17 protein-coding genes are annotated in these 21,453 nt (G+C 58.4%); 6 read left to right on the top strand and 11 right to left on the bottom strand.

Translation table 11 applies throughout. The features are described 5' to 3' along the window. Window positions 1-32: 32 nt before the first annotated feature. The 3 genes from BUE15_RS01600 to BUE15_RS01610 are packed head-to-tail and all read right to left on the bottom strand — an operon-like array spanning window position 33 to window position 2,335. The gene (locus BUE15_RS01600) at window positions 33-680 is read right to left on the bottom strand and encodes a hypothetical protein (protein WP_211617561.1); all 648 of its coding nucleotides are present in this window, start codon (window positions 678-680) and stop codon (window positions 33-35) included. Next, window positions 677-1,756, bottom strand: a complete 1,080-nt coding sequence (locus BUE15_RS01605) for an amidohydrolase family protein (protein WP_073280936.1) — start codon at window positions 1,754-1,756, stop codon at window positions 677-679. Before BUE15_RS01605 ends, BUE15_RS01600 begins: the two co-directional genes overlap by 4 nt. Before the next feature lie 36 nt (window positions 1,757-1,792). Further along, entirely contained in the window at window positions 1,793-2,335 is a 543-nt protein-coding gene (locus BUE15_RS01610) for a 3-hydroxyanthranilate 3,4-dioxygenase (RefSeq protein WP_073280937.1), read from the bottom strand. Between the two features lie 195 nt (window positions 2,336-2,530). On the opposite strand from BUE15_RS01610, the gene BUE15_RS01615 reads away from it, so the two are divergent. Both BUE15_RS01615 and BUE15_RS01620 read left to right on the top strand, forming a co-directional pair. Then, window positions 2,531-3,322, top strand: coding sequence for an SDR family oxidoreductase (locus tag BUE15_RS01615; protein WP_073280938.1), 792 nt, complete (start codon window positions 2,531-2,533; stop codon window positions 3,320-3,322). Between the two features lie 60 nt (window positions 3,323-3,382). Next, window positions 3,383-4,105, top strand: a complete 723-nt coding sequence (locus tag BUE15_RS01620; RefSeq protein WP_073280939.1) for a glycosyltransferase family 2 protein — start codon at window positions 3,383-3,385, stop codon at window positions 4,103-4,105. A gap of 56 nt (window positions 4,106-4,161) precedes the next feature. Here BUE15_RS01620 and BUE15_RS21415 read toward each other — a convergent pair whose 3' ends face one another. The 4 genes from BUE15_RS21415 to BUE15_RS01640 all read right to left on the bottom strand — a co-directional run bounded on the left by BUE15_RS21415 (window position 4,162) and on the right by BUE15_RS01640 (window position 8,207). After that, entirely contained in the window at window positions 4,162-5,601 is a 1,440-nt protein-coding gene (locus BUE15_RS21415; RefSeq protein ID WP_139252074.1) for a hypothetical protein, read from the bottom strand. Between the two features lie 50 nt (window positions 5,602-5,651). Continuing rightward, a complete protein-coding gene (locus BUE15_RS01630) occupies window positions 5,652-6,875 on the bottom strand; it encodes a hypothetical protein (RefSeq protein WP_211617563.1) in 1,224 nt (407 codons plus the stop codon). Between the two features lie 148 nt (window positions 6,876-7,023). Next, window positions 7,024-7,557: a carbohydrate binding domain-containing protein gene (locus BUE15_RS01635; protein WP_073280942.1), complete on the bottom strand. Its 534-nt coding sequence runs from the start codon at window positions 7,555-7,557 to the stop codon at window positions 7,024-7,026. 110 nt (window positions 7,558-7,667) lie between these two features. After that, window positions 7,668-8,207: a carbohydrate binding domain-containing protein gene (locus BUE15_RS01640; RefSeq protein ID WP_073280943.1), complete on the bottom strand. Its 540-nt coding sequence runs from the start codon at window positions 8,205-8,207 to the stop codon at window positions 7,668-7,670. Between the two features lie 214 nt (window positions 8,208-8,421). Here BUE15_RS01640 and BUE15_RS01645 point away from each other — a divergent pair, with 214 nt between their 5' ends. Both BUE15_RS01645 and BUE15_RS01650 read left to right on the top strand, forming a co-directional pair. After that, window positions 8,422-9,171 carry a class I SAM-dependent DNA methyltransferase gene (locus BUE15_RS01645; RefSeq protein WP_073280944.1) on the top strand — a complete coding sequence of 250 codons (750 nt, stop codon included), beginning with the start codon at window positions 8,422-8,424 and terminating at the stop codon, window positions 9,169-9,171. 33 nt (window positions 9,172-9,204) lie between these two features. Beyond that, the gene (locus BUE15_RS01650) at window positions 9,205-10,158 is read left to right on the top strand and encodes a glycosyltransferase family 2 protein (protein WP_073280945.1); all 954 of its coding nucleotides are present in this window, start codon (window positions 9,205-9,207) and stop codon (window positions 10,156-10,158) included. A 99-nt stretch (window positions 10,159-10,257) separates the two neighbouring features. On the opposite strand, the gene BUE15_RS01655 is transcribed toward BUE15_RS01650, so the two are convergent. Next, the gene (locus tag BUE15_RS01655; protein WP_139252076.1) at window positions 10,258-12,012 is read right to left on the bottom strand and encodes a YfhO family protein; all 1,755 of its coding nucleotides are present in this window, start codon (window positions 12,010-12,012) and stop codon (window positions 10,258-10,260) included. Window positions 12,013-12,129: 117 nt separating this feature from the next. Between BUE15_RS01655 and BUE15_RS01660 the strand changes: the two genes are divergently transcribed. After that, window positions 12,130-13,572, top strand: coding sequence for an aldehyde dehydrogenase (locus tag BUE15_RS01660; RefSeq protein WP_073280947.1), 1,443 nt, complete (start codon window positions 12,130-12,132; stop codon window positions 13,570-13,572). 27 nt (window positions 13,573-13,599) lie between these two features. On the opposite strand, the gene BUE15_RS01665 is transcribed toward BUE15_RS01660, so the two are convergent. Beyond that, window positions 13,600-15,108, bottom strand: coding sequence for an energy transducer TonB (locus tag BUE15_RS01665; protein WP_073280948.1), 1,509 nt, complete (start codon window positions 15,106-15,108; stop codon window positions 13,600-13,602). 1,326 nt (window positions 15,109-16,434) lie between these two features. Next, window positions 16,435-18,660 carry a S9 family peptidase gene (locus tag BUE15_RS01670; protein WP_073280949.1) on the bottom strand — a complete coding sequence of 742 codons (2,226 nt, stop codon included), beginning with the start codon at window positions 18,658-18,660 and terminating at the stop codon, window positions 16,435-16,437. 129 nt (window positions 18,661-18,789) lie between these two features. Between BUE15_RS01670 and BUE15_RS01675 the strand changes: the two genes are divergently transcribed. Further along, window positions 18,790-19,758 carry a hypothetical protein gene (locus BUE15_RS01675; protein WP_139252077.1) on the top strand — a complete coding sequence of 323 codons (969 nt, stop codon included), beginning with the start codon at window positions 18,790-18,792 and terminating at the stop codon, window positions 19,756-19,758. A gap of 81 nt (window positions 19,759-19,839) precedes the next feature. Here BUE15_RS01675 and BUE15_RS01680 read toward each other — a convergent pair whose 3' ends face one another. Continuing rightward, window positions 19,840-21,393, bottom strand: coding sequence for an OmpP1/FadL family transporter (locus BUE15_RS01680; protein ID WP_073280951.1), 1,554 nt, complete (start codon window positions 21,391-21,393; stop codon window positions 19,840-19,842). Between the last annotated feature and the right edge of the window lie 60 nt (window positions 21,394-21,453).

A 21,453-nucleotide genomic window follows, 5' to 3' on the forward strand; every position in this document is an offset into this window, starting at 1 on the left:
TGTCGGTGGGTCCGCTCAGGGGCGTGGCAGAATTAGTCAAGGTATTCAAGCGAGAAATCATCTATGTAGACCGCATCAGGCTGGCCTGCAGGCACCCACATGTATACAGCCACTTCATCTGTGGGCTGCAGATCAGCGGGAAGCTCCACGGTGAACGAAGCAGGTACCCATTGCTGGTAGCGGCGGATTACTTCATATATGTTGAATTGATGGCGGATTTTCACCACCGCCGGGCCACCCGGAGTATCACTGGGCCGTTGCGCTACCACGGTCAGGTAAGCTAAGCGCTGCTGCGGATTCTTCAACCAGCCCCATAGGCGCAGCCGTAGTAGCCGATGCTGCCCCAAGCTGCCCCAAGTGCCGTTGTAGAATGTGCCAAACTCCAGCCCTTGCCCTAGCTTTATAGAATGCTTCCAGGAATATGCTTGCTCCGTGCTAAAGTATTGCGGGTCGGCTATGGCCGAGTTTCCGGGCTCAAAACTATCCTGCACCAGCACTTTGTCAGGGTTGGGAGTCGCCGAGTCGCAGCCGGTCATTGTGCCACTAGCTAGCAGAGCGGCTCCATACCAACTCCATACGGTTCGCCGCTGGCAGGCACTGTGCAGGAATGAAGCAAGAGTTGTAAATGAAGGTTTGGAAGAGGCCATTGAGGCAAAGATACGGCACCAAGTATCCATCATCTCGCCAGAATTTGGGCCACCTTGGGCTCCGGCAACCCCAGCCAGTCCAGCGCGTTCTGGCCCAGCATTTTGGCTTTCATTTCATCCGGAAAAGGCATGGAATGAATCAATTCCCCCGGCGTCAGCTCGCCCAGCGGAAACGGGTAGTCGGTGCCGAGCGTGATTTTGTCAGCCCCCAGCGTCTTCACCAGGTAGTCCAGCATCAGCGGGTCGTGCACCAGCGAATCAACCCAAAAGCGGCCCAGGTACTCGCGCGGATTCACGTTGTTGTCGACGGCACACAGGTCGGGCCGCACCTGGAAGCCGTGCTCAATGCGGCCGATGGTGCTGGCAAACGTGCCACCGCCGTGGGCCACGGCTACGCGCAGTTTCGGCAGCCGCTCCAGCACGCCGCCAAATACCAGTGAGCACAGCGCCAGCGTGCTTTCGGCGGGCATGCCCACCAGCCAGGGCAGCCAGTATTTGGGCATTTTCTGCTGCGCCATCATGTCCCAGGGGTGCACAAATACGCAGGCACCCAGCTCTTCAGCCGCCGCAAACACCTCGAACAGCTCCGGTGCATCCAGATTCCAGTCGTTGACGTGCGAGCCAATCTGGATGCCGGCCAGCCCGATTTTCATGCACCGCTCCAGCTCCCGTACGGCCAGGTCGGGGGCCTGCATGGGCACGGTGCCGAGGCCGACGAAGCGCGTAGGGTAGCGGTGCACCACATCGGCAATATGGTCGTTGAGCAGCTGGCTTAGGTCCAGCGCATCGAGCGGCTTGGCCCAGTAGCTAAACATTACGGGCACGGTGCTGAGCACCTGCACCTGCACCCCAAACTGGTCGTACTCGCGCATCCGCACTTGCGGGTCCCAGCAGTTGTCCTGGATTTCGCGGAAGAACTTGTCGTCCTGCATCATGCGGGCGCAGCACGGCTTGTGGTGGTCGAGCCGGATGAACCCGCCGTAGCCGTACCGTTCGCGCAGATCGGGCCAGCGTTCGGGCAGAATGTGGGTGTGGATGTCGATGGAAAGCGTGTCGGCGAGGAAAGCGGAAGCGGGGTGGGCGGCGTGAGGGGAAGCGGAAGAAAGCATTGCCGCGGGTGGGCTTGGGTGGGTGGGAAAAGGAGGTTACTCGACGGGTGGCGCGGCTACAGACGCCGGAGCAGGCATGTAGGTGCCGCACTGCTTGCAGGTGCGCAGGTCGTCGTTTTGCCAGAAGGCATTCATGATGGGGGGCAGCTGGGTCACGATGTCCGTGATTTCGGCAAACTCCTCATAGAGCTTGTGGCCGCAGTTTTCGCAGTACCACTGGAAGCCGTCCAGTTCGCCGGCCGTGCGGTAGCGCTCCAGCACCAGCCCCACCGTACCGGCCGGCCGGCGGGGCGAATGCGGCGTGCGGGGCGGCAGCAGAAACATTTCGCCCGCCTTAATTTCAATGTCAACTGGCTTACCGTCCTCAATAATCTTCACTACAATGTCGCCCTCGATTTGCAGGAACAGCTCCTCCCCTTCATCGAAATGGTAGTCTTTGCGGGCGTTGGGGCCGCCTACTACCATCACAATAAAATCCTGGTTGTCTTTGAAGACCTGCTGGTTGCCCACGGGTGGCTTGAGCAGATGGCGGTGTTCATCAATCCACTTCTGGAAGTTGAAAGGACGGGCAACGGGCATGGCGAAGGGTGGTTGGGGTATAAGGATAGCCGGCCGGGCCGCAAGCCGGACAGCTTGGCCGAACTTACGCAAAACCCGCACGAATTTTCCATTGTCCGGTCCGGAGTGGAGCCGGCTGCGCCTCGGTTTCCTGCTAGTCAGGCCGCAGTCCGCCGGGTATTTTGCTACTTTTAAGCTCACTTCGACCGCGCTTTCATGAATCTGGATCTTACTTCGCAATACGCTCTGGTGGGCGGCAGCACGCAGGGCATTGGGCGGGCCGTAGCCGAGGAGCTGGCCCGCCTGGGCGCCACCGTCACGCTGCTGGCCCGCGACGAAGCCCGGCTGCGCGAAACCGCCGCCGCCTTGCCTACTCCCCACGGCCAGCCACACACCTATCTGGTAGCAGACTACTCGGAACCGGCGCAGCTGGCGCAGCGGCTGCACGAGTATCTGGCGGCGCATCCGGCAGGCTTCCACATTCTGGTGAACAACACCGGCGGGCCGGCCGGCGGGCCTATCCTGGACGCGCCCATCGACGCCTTCCGGGCCGCTTTCGAGCAGCACCTGATCTGTAACCACCTCCTGACCCAGGCAGTCGTGCCGGCCATGCGCCAGCGCCGCCACGGCCGGATCATCAACATTATCAGCACCTCCGTGAAGCAGCCGTTGCCGGGCCTGGGCGTGTCGAACACCATTCGGGGCGCGGTAGCCAGCTGGGCCAAAACCCTGGCCAACGAGCTGGGCCCCGATGGTATTACGGTTAATAACGTGTTGCCCGGCGCCACCCTTACGCAGCGTCACTCCTCGCTCATCGAGAAAAAAGCCGCCCAGACCGGACAATCGGCCGAGGAGATTGAAGAAGGCATGCTGAAGCTGATTCCGGCCCGCCGGTTTGGGCAGGCGGAGGAAACTGCCGCCGCCGTAGCCTTCCTGGCATCCGGGGCCGCCGCCTACATCAACGGCACCAACGTGCCCGTGGATGGCGGCCGCACCGGCAGCCTGTAGCGCCTCATTGCGCCTCCCAGTCATTTATCTTTACTGATTCCCAGTTAAGCCTGCCCTTCCTTGGTTTCCGTTAATACCCTCTCCATCGTCATCCCAGTTTACAACGAGGCCCGCACTATCCACCAGATCCTGGACCTGTTGCGGGAGTTAAAGCTGATTAATGATATCGGGAAGGAAGTGATTCTGGTGAATGACTGCTCCACTGATGATTCGGCGGTAGCTATCGAGGCATATGCGCTCCGCCACCCGGAAATGGGCCTGCGCCTGCTGCACCATACGACTAACCAAGGCAAAGGCGCTGCGCTGCACACTGGCATCCGCGAGGCCACCGGCGACTATATCATCATTCAGGATGCCGACCTGGAGTACGACCCACAGGAATATAACTGCCTGCTAAAGCCCGTGCTGAAGGGCTTTGCCGATGTGGTGTACGGCTCCCGTTTCATTGGCGGCAACCCACACCGCATTCTGTTTTTCTGGCACAGCATCGGCAACAAGCTGCTTACTTTCCTCTCGAACATGTTCACGGATTTGAACCTGACCGATATGGAGACTTGCTACAAGCTTTTCCGCCGCGACATTCTGCAGGGCCTGAAGCTGCAAGAGAAGCGCTTCGGCTTCGAGCCGGAAGTCACAGCCAAAGTTTCGCGGGTGAAAGACGTGCGCATCTACGAAGTAGGCATCAGCTACTACGGCCGCACGTACGCGGAAGGCAAGAAAATAGGCTGGCGCGACGGGTTTCGTGCCATCTATTGCATTGTCAAATACGGCTTGTTTGGGTAGATATCTGTACGCCGCTATTCTTCAGCTTTCGGTTCAGAGGAAGAGTCACGCGCTTACTACTGCACCTGATTCTCTGTAAGCAACCGTGGCCCCAGTTCCAGTGTAGCCTGCACACTACTCGATAGGGTAAAGCAGCCTAACAGAAAGACAAGATATACTAGTCCATATTTCAGCCACTGCTCAGCTGGTTGCTGCTTAAGGCTAAGACGCGAAGGCCAGCCAAAGCAAGCTATGGCATATAGCAGCAGATGCAACGGTAGAAAAAAGCGTGTTTCAACTACTATCGGCACGGAAGCGGCACACACTATGAGTAGCGCCCCAAGCACTAACCATTGGTGCAAGCTTAGCTGAGTTATCTTCTTGAGGGATAGACAAAGAGCGATAAATATGACACTATACAGTAGCCAAGACAAGAAGATATTAGATTGATAAATGTTTTTTACATACGGACTGGTGTATAGCAAATCTAATCCATTGAAAAGGTGGCGGGCGTAAAGGCAGGCTATATCAGCATTATGCTGCCAGGCAAAGGAAAAATATTCCGCATAGGACCCCAGTTCGGGAAGATAATTTTCCCTTAACATCCTAGACCCAGCTTGGTCAACAAATACGACTTGAAGCTTAGAATATTGATTACCAACATTAGTTTCATAACGCTGTATTTGCAGACCCTGATTTAGTTGCCATAAATACAAATCCTTAGAACTTCCTACTTTATAACCTTCACTCTCCCCTAAAGGCAATATTTTAGAAGAATCAAAGTTTTTTTTATTTATTAAATACTGAGGATACCCTACACAAAGAAAAGCTATTACCAGAATTACAAGCCGCAGGGCCTTATCTGCATACCTACGAACACCTTGCTGCATGCTATCGGTATGAAGCACTAATAATAGAACAAATGGCACTGCCAATAAATAAATTGGGCGACAGTATACAGAGGCGGCAACAAGTGCTCCAGCGCAGAACACATACAGTATATTTCGGTTATAATAAGACGATATCAATGCCAATAGCAAGGCCAAAATAGCTGGAAAATCAGAGAGGAAGAAATTAAAATAGTCCCTCCAAAAATACAGGCACAACATTGAAAATAGCACCTTCTGCCAGAAATACAAATATCCCCCAGAAACCTTTTCCCATAATTTTGGAGCAGCAAATCCAAAAGTCACTCCGGCATAAATGCAACCAATAAACTTTATAACACTTATATTACTATTATCCAAAAAACAACGAGAAAAAACTACAAAAGGGTAGTGTAGCAATGGAAAAAAGTACCCCCGTAGAGAGTCTTTAAACCCATATAAAGAGAAGCCATTTTCGGAATCAAACGACTTAGCTAAGAACCAATAATTCTCAGAGTCATAATACTGCACAGAATACTTAGAGGTGGACACATGAATCAAGCTTATAAAGAATACTAATAGAAACATCCAAAATGCATTGATACGGGTAGAGAGCAATACCCTTTTTGCTGCAGAAAGCATTTTTGACATATCAGTTATCAGAACAACTATTCGCCCAAACTATAGTAAATGCACTGTTACTAGCAGCCATGCTTATTCTCGACAAGAGCACCCGGGCCGCTGCCTTCTACCAGCAGCAGCAAAAAGAGCGACAGAAACATGCCAACGGACGCCAGGTAGCTGTAAGGAACCTGTAGAAAGGCGTAGAACGTTATCAGGTAGAGCTTAAGCACCAGCACCGCATAAATCCGATAGTCAGTGCGCAGGAGTCGCTGGCGCCAGTAAATTACGCCTGCGGCTGCAGTCAGTAGCAGTAGCAGTGCTATATGTACTGTTTTAAGTAGCCGAATCCTGTCGACCAGTTCGCCATCGGCAAATCGGAAAAAGAAGTTACCGAGGCCCACTCCGTTGTACAAATGGTACGGAAGCCCTTGGTCATTGAGGTGTCGCCATTCGCCAACGGCCACATCGGTGTAGGCGGCCTGCACCCGGAAAAACAGTCCCCAGTCCTGTGACATGAAAGGCACAATATACAGTGCCAACACCCCGACCAGCACGGCGCCTGCCATCAAAAATGCCCGCTGCTTCGACTCCTGAAAGAAAACCAGCAAAAAGTAAAGCGGCAGCCAGATAGCCAGCGAAAACCTGGACAGTAGGCACAGCAGCAACCCAAGTACCTGTAGCGGCCAGGAACGCAGCAGAATGCCCGCCACCAGCAGAAAATAGTAACCTACAATCATGCTTTCTACCGTGAAGCCAAAAATGGAGGCATCCGTTCGGATGATGGCGTAGGTGAAGGCAAAAGGCAGGAAGGTTAGCAGAAACGTATAGCGAGCAGACTTGGGCAGGCGGGCCACTATTGCCACATAAGCGCCAAAACCCAACAGCAGCAGCAAGCTGCTCATCCATCGATAATCGAAGCGCAACCACTCGGGCAGCAGATAGGGCAGCCAGGTAGCAGGCAGGTACGTGGGCAGAGCAAAATAACCAAGCTCATCCGTAAAAGGAGTATATACCTGCTCGTGGTTTAAAAACCGCTTAGTGTAAATACTCAGCGCGGGAATGATATCGGAAGAAGAAATCTGAATCAGGTAGTTGCTGATAACTTCCCGCATTTTTCCGCTGCACAGCCATATACCAAAACTGATGGCAAGTAGAATAGCAATCCAGGGGCGCGGTCGGGCAGGCACCTGTGGCAACGTCCACGTCCGATGACGGGTGTACAGGTACGTAGCCACACAAGCCAGAACGCCCGCCAAGTATAGTAGCACAGGACTACCGTAGTAACCAAACTCGCCCCGCATGAACGTGAATAAGGCAGCTTCGGCGGCTAGTAGCCAGTAAATCAGCTGCCGCAGGTTGGCAGGTAGAAGCAACGAGGAGAATAGTGCGCGCACAGCAGAGCAAAAAGAGCGAATGGCCACAGATGCTGACCATTCAGCAGGTACTGGTTCAGTTTTTCCGGCGCAGCTGTATATCGTCGAAATACGCCGCTTGCACCGCCTGATACCGCCACGGATACACTTTCAGCAGGCTGTGAGGTGGGGCATTATCTGGAATCCGGACCTGCATTTCAATAAGCATCCACCGGTTATATGTTTTTATCTGCTCCACTAGGCTCAGGCCATGCCAGTCCAGTTGCTGCCCGGTGGCCGGGTCAAGTAGTTGAACTACCAAAGCCGCATTGGTCTCCCCAGAAGTGCGCAGCGCCCATGCCGACACTTGCAGCTTTTGCCCGGGCTGCAGCTTGGCATCAGCCAAGGTGGTAGTATAGCCGGCTCCAAACTCTGTGGCAGCATCGACCTTAACGGCATAGCTGCCCGAATGCGCCCGCTCCGTGGTCAGGCCTGGGGGCACAGCAGCTACCCAACCGCTCAGCGACTCGAAATCATTCTGACTAATTAGGTCTGCCGAAACAGGGCTTTCAGGGCTGCAACTACACAGCAGGCCACCGGCAACAAGGGAGACAATCACAAATTTTGCCATGAACCAGCAATAAGACGGATGAAACCTAGCTGGTAAAGCAGCTAAGTACCCGAGCCCTTACCTAGAAGAGGCCAGGAAACTCGGGCACAGGTGCTTTGCCAATCACGCTATTAAGGTTCGCGACGAATAACAATATCATCGAGGTATGTCGGGCCGGGCACGGGACCGTTCCGCCACAGGTAAATGGATAAGCGGCTGTTGAAGGTTGCTTCAGCCGGCACAGTTATATCCTTGCTTACCTTCACCCACTTCCCAAACTCCCCTTTCACGGCTACGTTCAGGTCCAGGCTTTCCCATAGCAACGACTTGTCACTTGCTTCGGCAGGGTCTATAACCGTAATCAAGGCAACTGGTGTCTTTGCACTTGGCACAAATGCCCAGGCTTCAATCTTGATTTTCTTGATCCGCGAATTATGCAACCGGCCTAGAGGGGTTCTATACGTCATGCTGAAATCATAGACGTTATCTACCTTGATAGAGTACTTGCCTGAATGCGCCTTCTCGGTAGTTAGTGTCGGATTTTGAGGCTCTGGCAACCATCCATAAATGGATTCAAAATCATTAGACATCATTACGCTGCTGTCAACTTCAGCTTTGTCAGCACACCCGGACAGGCCTATTATAGATAGGCAGAAAAGTAAGCGTTTCATCAAAAAATCAGGAAAGAATGGAATCTGGCTTGCTCCTTAAAGATGGATAAGGCGCGTGCCGCCAAAGTTACAATATTCCTATGGGGTGCATAATATCAGTCTAGCTCTGTCCACGAAAAATCGTTGTATTGTAGGCTTCTTACGTATCCGCTGCAGTATCAACTCTTCAAACTCATACTTGTATCTTCGGGCTTTAAAAAACACACCCGGCACGATGGACCTTACTTATGAGCAGAAATATCATCAGTTGGAAGAGCAACACTGGTGGTTTACGGGCCGCCGGGATGCTGTCCGCAAGCTGATTCATAGCCTGCAGATTCCGGCTTCTGCTTCTATTCTGGAAATAGGTTGCTCGGCCGGGCCGCTACAGCAAATTCTCAAGGCTGATGGCTACCAACGTCTTACGGGCATTGATATCAGTGAAAACGCTATTGCGTTGGCCAAGGAGCGAGGCATTCCAAATGTTTCCGTGATGGATGGCGCTCAGTTGGAGTTTGCCGATGCCTCATTTGACTTGCTTATTGCCTCCGATGTGCTGGAGCATATTGAGGATGAGGAGCGCGCCGTCCGCGAGTGGTCCAGGGTATTGCGCCCCGGTGGCCGCATGATAGTGTTTGTGCCGGCCTTTCAGATGCTCTGGACCCGCCACGACGAGGTAAACCATCATTTTCGGCGCTATACCGGTGCGCATTTGCGGGGTGTACTGCAGAAGGCTGGCTTACACTTGGAACGCTCTTCGTACTGGAACTCGACGCTCTTTTTCCCGACATCTATGATGCGGCTGGCCAAGCGAATACTTCCCCGCCCCGCCACAACCGAGCCCACCGATACCGGCGACCTGAAGCAGTTTCCCGGCTGGATTAACAGCGCCCTGAGCCGGCTGCTCAAAACCGAAAACACCCTGCTCAAGCACGCGCCCCTCCCGGTCGGCGTGAGCGTATTTGCCATTGCCCGCAAACCATAGGCGCTTTTCTTGTTTCCTAACCTTAGTCCCGCCTTGGACCTTTCCGTCATCATTCCCATCTACAACGAGGAGTCCAATATTCCGGCTCTTTACGACCGGCTACGGGAAGTTCTGGATCCGATGGGGCTGCGCTACGAGTTTATCTTTATCAATGATGGCTCGCGCGACAAGTCGCTGCAGCTGGTGCAAACCCTGGCCCTGCGCGACGAGCGGGTGCGCTACATTGATTTCAGCCGCAACTTCGGCCACCAGATTGCCGTGACGGCCGGGCTGGATCTTTCCAGCGGTGAAGCGGTGGTTATCATTGATGCGGATTTGCAGGATCCGCCGGAGTTGATTGTGCCGCTCTACCAAAAGCTGCAGGAAGGCTACGAGGTGGTGTATGCTAAGCGCCGCTCACGGCAGGGCGAAAGCGCTGCTAAAAAGACGACGGCCAAGCTGTTTTACCGCATTCTGGCCAGCATTACCAACATCTCGATTCCGGTGGATACCGGCGACTTCCGCATTATTTCGCGCAAAGTGGTAGACGCGCTGAAGCGGATGCCGGAGCAGAACAAGTTCATTCGGGGGCAGATTTCCTGGATTGGCTACCGCCAGACATTCGTGGAATATGACCGCGCGGAGCGGGCTGGCGGCGAAACCGGCTACACCTACCGCAAAATGATCCGGCTGGCCCTCGACGGCATCACCGGCTTCTCAGATGTGCCTCTGAAAGTAGCTACTGTCAGCGGGTTTCTGGTATCGGGGGTAGCATTCGTGGTGATGCTCTATACGCTGTATGCACGCTTTGTGAGCGGCAACTACCAGCCGGGCTGGGCTTCGCTGATGGTGAGTATTTTGTTTCTGGGTGGTGTGCAGCTGATTGCCATCGGCATCATCGGCGAGTATATTGCCCGGCTGTCGGCCAACGTGCGCCAGCGGCCTCTGTACATTATTTCCGACACCAATATCCCTACTACCTCTCCTCCCGACAGCCAGTTGCGGTAATCCTGTTTTGGGCCGATAAATGCCAGCGCCACCCGAGAATTTTGGGTGGCGCTGGCATTTATTGGTATTCTCATTTCCTATAGCCCCGCCCTGCCAGCCTCACTCTGCCTTGCCTGTCTTGGCCAGCAGCAGATACCCGCCAATCTGCCGCTCGGTGTAGCCCAGCGGGGCCAGCATCTGGCACAGGTAGCGGTGCACAGGCTGATTCTGGTAGTCGGGGTGCACCACGAAGGCGGCCGGCTGGTAGGTGCGCAGGAAAGTCTGGACCTGGGTGGTAGTAGGCAAGGGCGGCGGCAGCGTGTCTGGCCGGGTCTGGAGCGTGAGCAGGCGGCCCAGCACCGTATCTTGCCGGAAGGCGTCGAAGATTTCGGGCTTGATGCGGGAGAAGTAGCCGATAGGCAGCTTTTTATGGTGGCGCGTCTGGTAGAAGAACTGCTCAGTCTGCACTTCGCCCAGCTTGCGGTAGCCATCAATGATGCCGAAAGGAATTGGAAACAGCGTAGTGCCCGGCAGCTGCGCCACCTCGTCGTACACAGCGGGCACGTCGGCGGTAGACGTAAGGTGCATGGGCTTAGGCCAGTACTCGAACAGCACTACACCCAGCAGCAACACGCTAAGTCCGGTTTGCAGGGCAGGGCGCAGCCGGGGCCGCCACAGGGCTTCCAGCGCACTAAACGACACCACCGGCAGCAGCAGCCCCACCATCATTACCCAGCGCGTGGGGCAACGGATGTTGTTGAAGAAGGGAATGAAATGCAGCAGGCCCGTGGGCAGATTGAGGCGCTGCTTGCCGTAGATGCGCAGGGTGGGCAGGGTCAGCATCACGAAAAACAGCAGCACCCAGGCCAGCGGCCGGCCACCCGCATCCAGGCGGCGCAGAGAAGCCGGGCGGTTTGGCCACACAACCAGCAGCAGCCCCAGCGCCAGCAGCGAGTAGCCCATAAACAGAATCATTTCCAGTGAGCCGGGCATGTTGAACACCTTCGGGTTCAGGTACAGGCGCTGAGCCCACTCAAAATCGAGGAACTGGCTGGTGGGCGGCGGCATCAGGTAGCTCACCACGTCGCCGCCCCACCACGGCCCGTCGTTGTCGGGCACCCCAAAGTGATGCAGCTGCTTGATGAGGATGTGGCTGACAGTCAGAATCACGGCCAGGCGGAGCCAGGTTTGCCAGCGCCGCCAGTTTACGGAGCCCAGCCGCAGCCAGTACCACAGCGCATAGGCCAGCGAAAAATACAGCAGCCCAAAGGTCACGTAATAGTCGCAGGCCAGCGTGATGAGGCCCAGCACGAAGCACCACCCTACGGCCCGCCAGCTGCGCACCCGGGGCAGCAGCCGACCGGGCTCGAACGCAAAAGCATCCAGAAACGCCATTACGTAGAAGGGCACGGTAGCCGTCAGCACCAGATTATAATGATCGGGCAGGCGCATGAGCTTGTAGGGCGAGTAGGCGAAAATCACGCCGGCCAGCAGTGCCAGCACCGGACTCCGCACCCAGCGCCGGCACAGCAGATAGGCACCGGTGCCGGATAGCGCATAGCTTAGCAGCAGCCCGATGTTGATGGTCAGCAGCGCGTTGTCGAGCACCAAATTCAGTACGCCCAGCAGCGGCATATAGGCGTGCATGACGAGCGAAGAGCCCCACGGATACAGCAGCCAGTCGGTGTGGAACGGGTTGATACCGCTCATCACGGCTTCGCGAAAGTACCAGAAGTTCCAGGCGTAGAGCAGCGAGTCGTGGCCCGGCACGGTGGGAAAGGCGGTGGTGAACTGCGTAGCCAGCGGCCAGGTAAAAACCACAAACAGCAGCCCGTAAAAGCCCGTGACCAACGTCAGGCGCAGCCAGTTTTTCATAGAAATCAAAGTAGCCGAAGAAATAGTAGCCTGCCCAGTATAGCGGCCGGCGTAACGCAAAAGTAGCTATTCAAACCGGCTGGCTTTACCTTGCTGCTCCTTCCCTCCCACCCCGCTATGCTACAGCTTCAGAACTACATCAACGGCCACCTGGTGCCGCCCGCCGCCGGCCGCTACCTGCCCAACATCGAGCCGGCCACCGGGCAGGTGTTTTCTCATATTCCGGATTCGGATGCGGAAGACGTGGCCCGCGCTACGGCTGCCGCCCAGGCCGCGCTGCCGGCGTGGCGCCGCCTGCCGGCTGAGGACCGGGGCAAGCTGCTGGTGCGCATCAGTGAGCTGATAGAGCGGGATTTGGAGCGGCTGGCGCAGGCCGAAAGCCAGGACAATGGCAAGCCCGTAAGCCTGGCCCGCAGCGTGGATATCCCGCGTGCGGCCAGCAACTTCGCCTTCTTTGGCACAGCGGCGCAGCATTTTGCCTCCGAAACCCACTTCCAGGAAGGAGTGGCGCTCAACTACACGGTGCGGCACCCGCTGGGCGTAGTGGGCTGCATTTCGCCCTGGAACCTGCCGCTGTACCTGTTTACCTGGAAGATTGCGCCGGCGCTGGCCGCCGGGTGCTGCGTGGTGGCCAAGCCCTCAGAAATTACGCCCTACACGGCGTTTCTGCTGAGCGAGTTGTGCATAGAGGCAGGGTTGCCGGCGGGAGTGCTCAACATCGTGCACGGCACCGGGCCGGGCGCGGGCCAGCCGATTATCGAGCATCCGGGCATCAAGGCTATCAGCTTTACGGGCGGCACCAAAACCGGCGAGCATATTGCCCGCACGGCCGCGCCGATGTTCAAGAAACTCTCGCTGGAGCTAGGTGGCAAGAACCCCAATATCATCTTCGCCGACTGCGACCTGACGGAGGCCGTGCGCACCAGCCTGCGCAGCTCGTTTGCCAATCAGGGCCAGATTTGCTTGTGCGGCTCCCGTATTTTCGTGGAGCGCAGCATCTATGAGCCGTTCAAGCGGGAGTTTCTGGCGGGCGTGGCCGCTCTTACCGTCGGGGACCCGCAGGACGGGGGCAGCCGGCAGGGCGCGCTGGTGAGCGAGGCGCATCTGGAGAAAGTACTGAGCTACATTGCGCTGGCTCACGAAGAAGGCGGCACCCTGCTGGCCGGCGGGCAGCGCGTCACGTTGGATGGCCGCTGCGCCGAAGGCTACTTCCTGCAGCCCACCGTGTTTGAGGGCCTGGCGCCCGACTGCCGCGTAAACCGGGAGGAAATCTTCGGGCCGGTGGTAACGCTCACGCCGTTCGACTCGGAAGAAGAGGTGCTGACCTGGGCCAACGGCACCGAATACGGCCTGGCCGCCACCATCTGGACCCGCGACCTGAACCGGGCGCACCGGGTAGCGCATGAGCTGCACAGCGGCATTGTGTGGATCAATAGCTGGCTGCACCGCGACCTGCGCACGCCGTTCGGGGGCATGAAGAACTCCGGCGTGGGGCGCGAAGGTGGGTTGGAGGCGCTGCGCTTCTTCACGGAGCCCCAGAGCGTTACGGTGAAGCTATAAAGACTGCGGGGCCGCTGGAACCGACTGCTACAGGCGGGCCAGGCGGCGCTCCAGCTCTTCGAGGGTCGTTTCCTGGAACTCCAGCGGCGTGGGCTGCTGGCCGGTGGTGGTTTCCTGCCAGGCCAGGTAGGGTGTGCCGCCCTGGTAGCGCAGGCCGATGAGAATGGCGCGGCGGCCGGCGGGCACGTTTTCGAAGGCATAGCCGCTTTCGGTGGGCTGGCCGGCTAGAATAGACGGCGTAGCGCCGCGCAGCACCAGACGCACAAACGTGGCGCCATCGGTTTCGGGGGCGGTGGCCTGGTGGCTGCCGGTGGCCCCGGAAAGCGGCCGGTCGGCATTGAACCAGCCGAGCTGGCTGCAGTGGAACACGTACCGGTCGGTGGGCTCGGGGGCGGCGGGCTCCTCTTCCGTGGCGCCAGTGGGAAGCGAGGCGGCAGCCATAACGGGGGCTTCCTGCGCAGCGGCCGGCGTGCTGTCGGGGGCGGTGAGCTGGCCTTCGTTGAAGGAAAACCGGATGGGCAGCATCATTTTCACTTTCACGAATTCGCCGTTGCGCTGGCCGGGCGTCCAGCGGCCGGAGGTCTGGCGCAGCACGCGCAGCACCTCTTCGTCGCAGCCGTGGCCGAGGCCGTAGAGGATTTTGGGGTTGAGGACTTTGCCGCCTTCATCCACCACAAACGAGGCGAAGACCACACCCTGCGTGCGGCTGGCCAGAGCTTCCTGCGGGTAGCGGATCAGGCGGTTGATGTCGGCGGGGCCGCTGCCGTAGGCGGGCATGGGGCGGGCCTCGGTGTAGATGGTTTCGGTGGATTCGGAGGCGGGGGCTGCCAACTCGGGGGCCTGCTCCCACCGGACGGGGCCTGAGGCGGCCTGGCCGTAGTAGAGGCGCATGTCGGGGAGCGGGCGGCCGTTGGTGGCGGGCAGCTCCAGGCGCAGGGTACGGCCGGCGGCTACCTGCAGGGGGCGGCCGGCGGCGGTGGCTTTCAGGAACACCATGCCGGCCGTTTGCAGGGGCTGGCCGTCGGTGGTGGTGGTGCTGAGGTTGGTGAGCAGCATTTCGGCGGGCGTCAGGCACTCTTTCAGCTCTACCCAGACGGGGCCGGTGGCTGCCTTCTGCCGGGCATCAACCAGCGTGCCGGCACTGATCCGGACGATTGTTCCGTCGCGGCCGCGGACTTCGGCGGCCTGGGTGGGGTCAATCTGGAAATACTCGCTGGCTTTGCGGGCGAGGTCGAAGAGGGTGGCTTCGCCGGGGGGCGGCGCGGTATCCTGGAGGCCGGCCGGGGCGCGGCGCACGCTCCGGTACACGATGAGGGGTGCGTTGCGGCGGGTGGGACGGGCCAGCCGGTGCCAGTCGCGGCGCACGGGCGTGGTATCGAGGGTGCCGACGGGGTCGGAAAGCGAGTCTAAATCAAGGGAATCGGCCAGCGCGGGGGCGTGCTGCCCGGTGCTGGCGGGCTTATCGGGCTGGCAGGCGGGCAGGGCAGCCAGCAGGGCCAGGCCGAGAAGAAATGAGGGTAGCCGGGGTATTCGCATTGCTGGGGTTCTACGCACAAACGAACAAAAGGCTAGGCTACGTGTGCCCTGCCGGCAATTTTCAGCCAGCGGCGTAGCGCCAACGGCTCAAGTATAGGCATTTAGCCGCGAAAGAATTGTGCTGACCGGCGGTGGATGCTGCCTGACTGACGGTTTTTGCTTGCTGACTGACGGTAGCTGCTTGCTGACCGACGGTTTTTGTTATCTGACTGACGGTTTATAATGTCTGACTGACGTTTTTCGTTATCTGACCGATGGTTTATGCTTGCTGACTGATGATAGATGGTGTCTGACTGACGGTTTATGGTATCTGGCAGGTGGTGGGTGATTGGTTGATGTATATGGGGCGCGGGTGGTGCGGGCGGGTTCGGGGCGCAGCCCCTCAGGCGTAGGGCTCACTCGGCGCAGCCGAGCGAGTGCGGCGGGAATCTACTTTCATCCTCTTGTACTTTTATCGTGCACATACATCACTTCAGCAACCCAACTTGTGAAACCTAACTCTTCTGGACTTTGGTGGGTAAAACTCGGACCATCCCGAATTCATATTCCGTGGTTGGCCATGCTATTTCCGTTTGCTTACCTGCTCGCTGGTGGTGCCTATAAAACTGTTCGACAGGGGCAACTGGCCCGCACCGGGCTTTCAGCTAAAGCACTAGTACTGACTGAACCCTACATAGGTATGAGGGGCATTACGGGATACTATTATCGTTTCTCTGCCAACGGGCAGCTTTATATGGGGCACACCCTATCGCAACCCGGATATATCCCTGGCGACACTATACAGGTGGTGTATCTGCCAGCCGATCCACACATCAATTACGATTTGCAATTTCTGCAGGAGAGGTACTCTATATCCTCACCGGCAATTGGGAGATGAAATTAGTAAACACGCTCAGTAGGATAGTCATTTTACAGTGCATGGTCCCTTCCAATTTCTCAAGCACATTTCTAACATAGCCAGCGGGATTATATCGGCGTAGTAGCGCCTGGTTCCGGTTGTACTGGGGTCGTTCAACGAGGAGACGCGAATACGCGTCTCTACACTGTTGCAGAGCGGCTTTGTCCTTATTTTGAAGCAGGGTGCGGGGCTTGCCTCTCCCTGTTGTTGTACAGAATCGGTGTGTCGGCGCGAACAGCGGGCGGGGGCAAGCCCCGCACCCTACATGCATTTCGCAACTCACTTCGCGACGGATATAACGCACGCATCCTAAACAGTAAGCCCTCCGGCAGTAGGCTGTTAGCCTAACGCCGGAGGGCTTACTGTTTAGGATGCGTGCGGCGACCGGTCGGACGGCTGCGCCGTCGGACCGGGGGGCGGACCGGGGGTTAGAGGTTTTTGAGCACGAAATCGGTCATCTGGCGGTAGAGGTGCAGGCGGGTGTTGCCGCCGTAGATGCCGTGGTTGCGGTTGGGGTAGTAGAGGGTCTGGTAGTCCTTGTTGGCCTTGATCATGGCGTCGGTGAAGGCTACGGCGTTCTGGAAATGTACGTTGTCGTCGCCGGTGCCGTGCACGAGCAGGAGCTTGCCTTTGAGCTTGTCGGCGTGCTGCACGGGCGAGTTGTCGTCGTAGCCGGCGGGGTTTTCCTGGGGCGTTTTGAGGAACCGCTCAGTGTAGACGGTGTCGTAGTAGCGCCAGTTGGTGACGGGGGCCACGGAGATGCCCATTTTGAAGACGTCGGCGTTTTTGGTGAGGGCCAGGGCGGTCATGTAGCCGCCGAAGCTCCAGCCCCAGATGCCGATGCGGCTCTTATCGACGTAGGGCAGCGTGGCCAGGTAGCGGGCGGCGGCGGCCTGGTCGTCGGTTTCGAGTTTGCCGAGGTTGGCGTAGGTGCTTTTCTTGAAGTCGGAGCCGCGGGCACCGGTGCCGCGGTTGTCCACGCTCACCACGATGTAGCCGTTCTGGGCCAGCAGCTGGTGCCAGAGGTAGTTGGTGAAGGCAATGCCGCCGCCGGCATCATCTTTCACGGTCTGGGAGCCGGGGCCGCCATACACGTACATCAGCACGGGGTATTTCTTGCTGGCATCGAAGTTGGCGGGCTTGAGCACGGAGGCGTTCAGCTCGACGCCTTCGGCCGTTTTGAAGTTGATGAACTCCAGCTTGCCGAGGTTGTAGTCGCCGAGCTTCTGGCGCAGCCTGGCGTTATCTTCCAGGGTTTTCACCAGCTTGCCGTCCTGGCCGTTGCGCAGGCTGACGACCTGGGGCTGGCCGGCTTCGGAGTGGTAGTTGAGGAAGTAGCGCGTGTCGGCGCTCATGTTGACGGTGTTGTTGCCGCCGCCCGCTTCGCCGAGGCGGGTTTTGCCTTTGCCTTTCAGATCGACGCGGTAGAGGTGGCGCTGCAGCGGGGAGGCTTCGGTGCTGGTGAAGTACACGAGGCCTTTTTTCTCGTCGAACCCGTTGATTTCGGTGATTTCCCAGTTGCCTTTGGTGAGCTGGCGCACCAGCTTGCCGCTCATGTTGTAGAGGTAGAGGTGGCGGTAGCCGTCCTTTTCGCTGGTGAACAGGAACTCCTTGCCGCCGGCCAGGTAGCGCACATCGTCGGTGATGTCGACGTAGGCCTTGTCGGTGTCGGTCAGCACGACGTTGCTTTGGCCGGTTTTGGCGTTGGCGTGCAGGATTTCGAGCTTGTTCTGCAGGCGGTTGAGGCGCTGAATGCTGAGCAGCTCGGGGGTCTGGGTCCAGAGGATGCGCGGAATGTACTGGTCGGTTTCGGCGCCCACGTCCATTTTGGTGGATTTGCCGGCCGCTACATCATAAGCCGAAATGCTGACGATGGAGTTTTTCTCGCCGGCCTTGGGGTATTTGTAGCGGTAGTCTTTGGGGTAGAGCGGGCCCCACTCCTGCATGTTGTACTCGGGCACCTGGCTTTCGTCGAAGGTGTAGTAGGCCACGTAGCGCGAATCGGGCGACCATTGGAAGCCCTGCGCAAACGAGAATTCCTCCTCGTAGACCCAGTCGGTGCCGCCGTTGATGATTTTATTGATAGCGCCGTCCGTGGTGATGGCCGTTTCCTGCATCGTGGCCAGGTCCGTCACGAACAGGTTGTTGTCGCGCACGAAGGCGACGCGCCTGCCATCGGGCGAGAAGGTGGCGTAGAGCTGCTTGCCGGCGGCTTTGCTCAGGGGCGTGAGCTGCCTGGTCTGGCGGTTGTAGATGTAGAACGTGGACTTGCTGGAGCGGCGGTAGATGGCCTCGGTGCCGGTGCTGAACAGGATCTGCTGCTCATCGGCGTTGAAGTTGTAGCCATCGACGGGCAGCGGCTTGTCCTGGCCGGGCAGCTTGAGGTCGGCGGCGGCCACGAGCGTCTGCACGGCCTGGCCGGTCGTTACGTCGTGCTGCACGAGGCTGCCCTGGTCGAGCGAGGAGTAGTAGCGCCCGTCCTTCATCCAGTTGAAGCCGGGCACCGATTTGGCCGAAAACGTGCCTTTCTGCCAGATATCTTCGAGGGTGAGGTTTTGTTTTTGCTGGGCCTGGGTGGTAGTCAGCAGGGCCGGAACCAGCGCGGGGCCGGCAGTGGCCAGCCACAGGGCCAGCCCAAAAGAGCGGAATTTCATGCGAGGCAAGGAAAATGACGGAGGCAATGGAGTCGTTAAGGTAGGTAATGCCGCCTGCATGGTTGCACGGCGGCCGGCGGAAAGGCTGTCTTCCACATCCGGCCCGAAACTCCGACCTTTACCGAACCTATGCGTCTTCGCCTGCTTCTTTTGTTTCTTTTTCCGGTGGTGCTGGCCGGCTGCAACCCCGACCCCAACCCCGGTCCGCGCATCGATTTGGTGGGCAGCACGGCGCCGCCCTTTATTTCGTCGAACCGCCAGAGCAGCCTGCCGGCCGACACGTTTACGACGCGGGTGTTTGCGGAAGCGCGCGACAATGTGAATGGCCCGGCTCTCACGCGGCTGCGCATCACGGTCGACTACACGCCCACCCGCAACCCGTACACCTACCCTGTCGCTACGGCTTTTGATCCAAACCTGGTGCCGAAGGAAAACCAGCCGCTGGTATTTCTGGACTCTGTGCTGGCGCCTGGCCAGCGGGCCATTGCGTTTCAGTACAGAGCCGTGACACGCAGCACCACCGGGCGCGAGCGGTGGACGTTTCAGGTGGAGGACGTGGAAGGCCGCAGCAGCCAGCGCGGCTACCAGCTCACGCTCCGCAACACCGACTCGGCCCAGGTTTTCCACCGCTACCCGATGCGCCTGCAAGCGCCGCGCGCCCGCACCTCGCGCAGCTTCGCCATGCTGTCGTCGGGCATCGTGCTGCCGGCGTTTGCGGTAGGCTCCTCCCCCAGCCAGACTGCCAACCGCGACTCCATCGACCTGGTCTACCAGCCTATCACCGGCGGACAAGCCGGCCTGGCTGCCCCCGCCGACCCCACAGTTACGCTTACGGGCTGGCTCCGGAAACGCGCCACCGAGTTTCGCCGCACCAGCCTGAATGCTACTGATTTCGGCAACACCGATACCGTTCCGGAGCTGCAGGCGGCCTTCGATGCGGGCACGGCCTTCACGCCCAGCACCCGCACCGGCTCACTTTCCAAAGCCCAGGTGGTGGCTTTCCGCACGACGACCGGCAAAACCGGCCTCTTGCTGGTTGAGGACTTTGCAACGGCGCCGGTCCCCGCCATTCTCATGCAGGTGCGCGTCACCAAGTAGACTATAGCAGTTTGTCCCATGAAAAAGGCCGCTCCTGGGAGCGGCCTTTTTCAGTAGGAAGCTGAATCAGCTAACTGGAGCCTAGAACAGGAAACCAGCCGTGACAGTGGTGGTGTACTTGCTGCCTTCGATGTTAACCACCGGCGTGGCTCCGGCCTCACTGAGGGTGTAGGGGCTGTAGAACCGCTTGCTGGTGCCGTAGACGGCGGCGGCATCCAGGAAGAAGTTTTTCTGGCGCAGCCCTACCCCACCGGTGAAGAAGTTCTGGGTGCGGTCGAAATCGTTCTGCTTGTAGGCGTCGCCGTAGCGGGCATAGCCGGCCCGCACCCGGAAGATGTCGAAGCGCAGCTCGCCGCCCACCCGCAGGTTCACGGCCGAGGTGTAGAGGCTGCGCACGGCGTCGTTGCTGGCGCTGAAGTCGTAGTCGGTGCCGCCTACCAGGTCGTTGCTATTGTCGTTGTCGAGGCGGGCCTTGCTGTAGTTGAGATACTCCACGTCGCCGCTCAGGAAGCCGTATTTCCCGATTACAACCGCTACGCCCCCCGTTGCTTTGAAGGGCGTCGTCAGGGTGTAGTCGAATTCGCCGGGGCTGGAGGTGGCGGTGCGGCTGGTGTAGCTCTGCCCATCCACGACCAGCGGCCGGTCGAAAGTGGCGCTGAGGCTGGAACTGTAGCTTTCCGTCAGGCGCATCCAGGTGGGAGTCTGCACGGCGGCGCTTACCCGCACAGCATCGTTGATGCGGTAGATGGCGCCCACCCGCAGGTTGATGCCGCTGCCCCGGGTTTCCAGTACCTCCCGGTAGTTGAGGCTGTTGAAGGCCGTGCTGCCATCGGGCTGAGCTTCGGAGGCCGTAATTACGCTCGTGGAATTGTAGCGCGAACTCACGATACCAATGGCTCCGCCCAGGTACAGCCGGTCGCGGTAGCTGGCGCCGTAGCCGAAGTCAAACTGCGTCTGGGAGCCGGTGGTCAGCACCGTTTCTTCCTGCTGCAGCTGGCCGGTGTTCTCAAAAGTTTCTGCTAGCCCCAGCACTTCAACATTGCTTCCGTTTGGTCCAGGGACTGTAAAAGGATTCGTGAGAAAAGCACCATACGCCAGTCCATCCAGATTATAGAATCCGTTAATGTACTGGTCATCGGCGTTAGCTACACTAATCTTGGGGTCATTAAACCTTTGTAAAATGTCTTGGTTTTGGCCCGGCGTACCTCGGTAGCGGAACCGCTGGTTGTAGTCGTTGAGGCGGTTGAGGCCGATGGCGAAGGTTCCGTTGCGCCAGTCGCTGCCATCCGAGTCGGGCCGGCGGTTCACGAAGGCAGCGCCCAGGCTGGCTACATGCAGGCTGTTGCGCGAGTCGGAGGTGGTGGTGCCAAAAGCCTTGCTGTCGGTGCTGCCCAGGCCCAGGCCGGGCGTGAAGCTGAACTCGGAGCGCTGATAGAGGCCCAGGCCGGCCGGGTTGGTTACGAGGCTGCTGAGGTCGGCTCCTACCGCCGAACTGGCACCACCGATACCCAGGGTGCGCGCGGTGCCGCTGGGCTGGGTCTGCGAAAAGCGCAGCGCATCTACTTCGTATTGGGCAAAGCCGTAGCTAGCCTGGCCCATAAAGGCCAGCGCAAGCCAGTATTTAACGTTTTTCATCTGAGGATGGGAAGGCGGCCGCCGGGCGGCCTGTCACAGATAGTCTTCTAAAAAAGCAGG

The sequence above is a fragment of the Hymenobacter psychrotolerans DSM 18569 genome (genome assembly GCF_900142395.1).
Taxonomy (GTDB): domain Bacteria; phylum Bacteroidota; class Bacteroidia; order Cytophagales; family Hymenobacteraceae; genus Hymenobacter; species Hymenobacter psychrotolerans.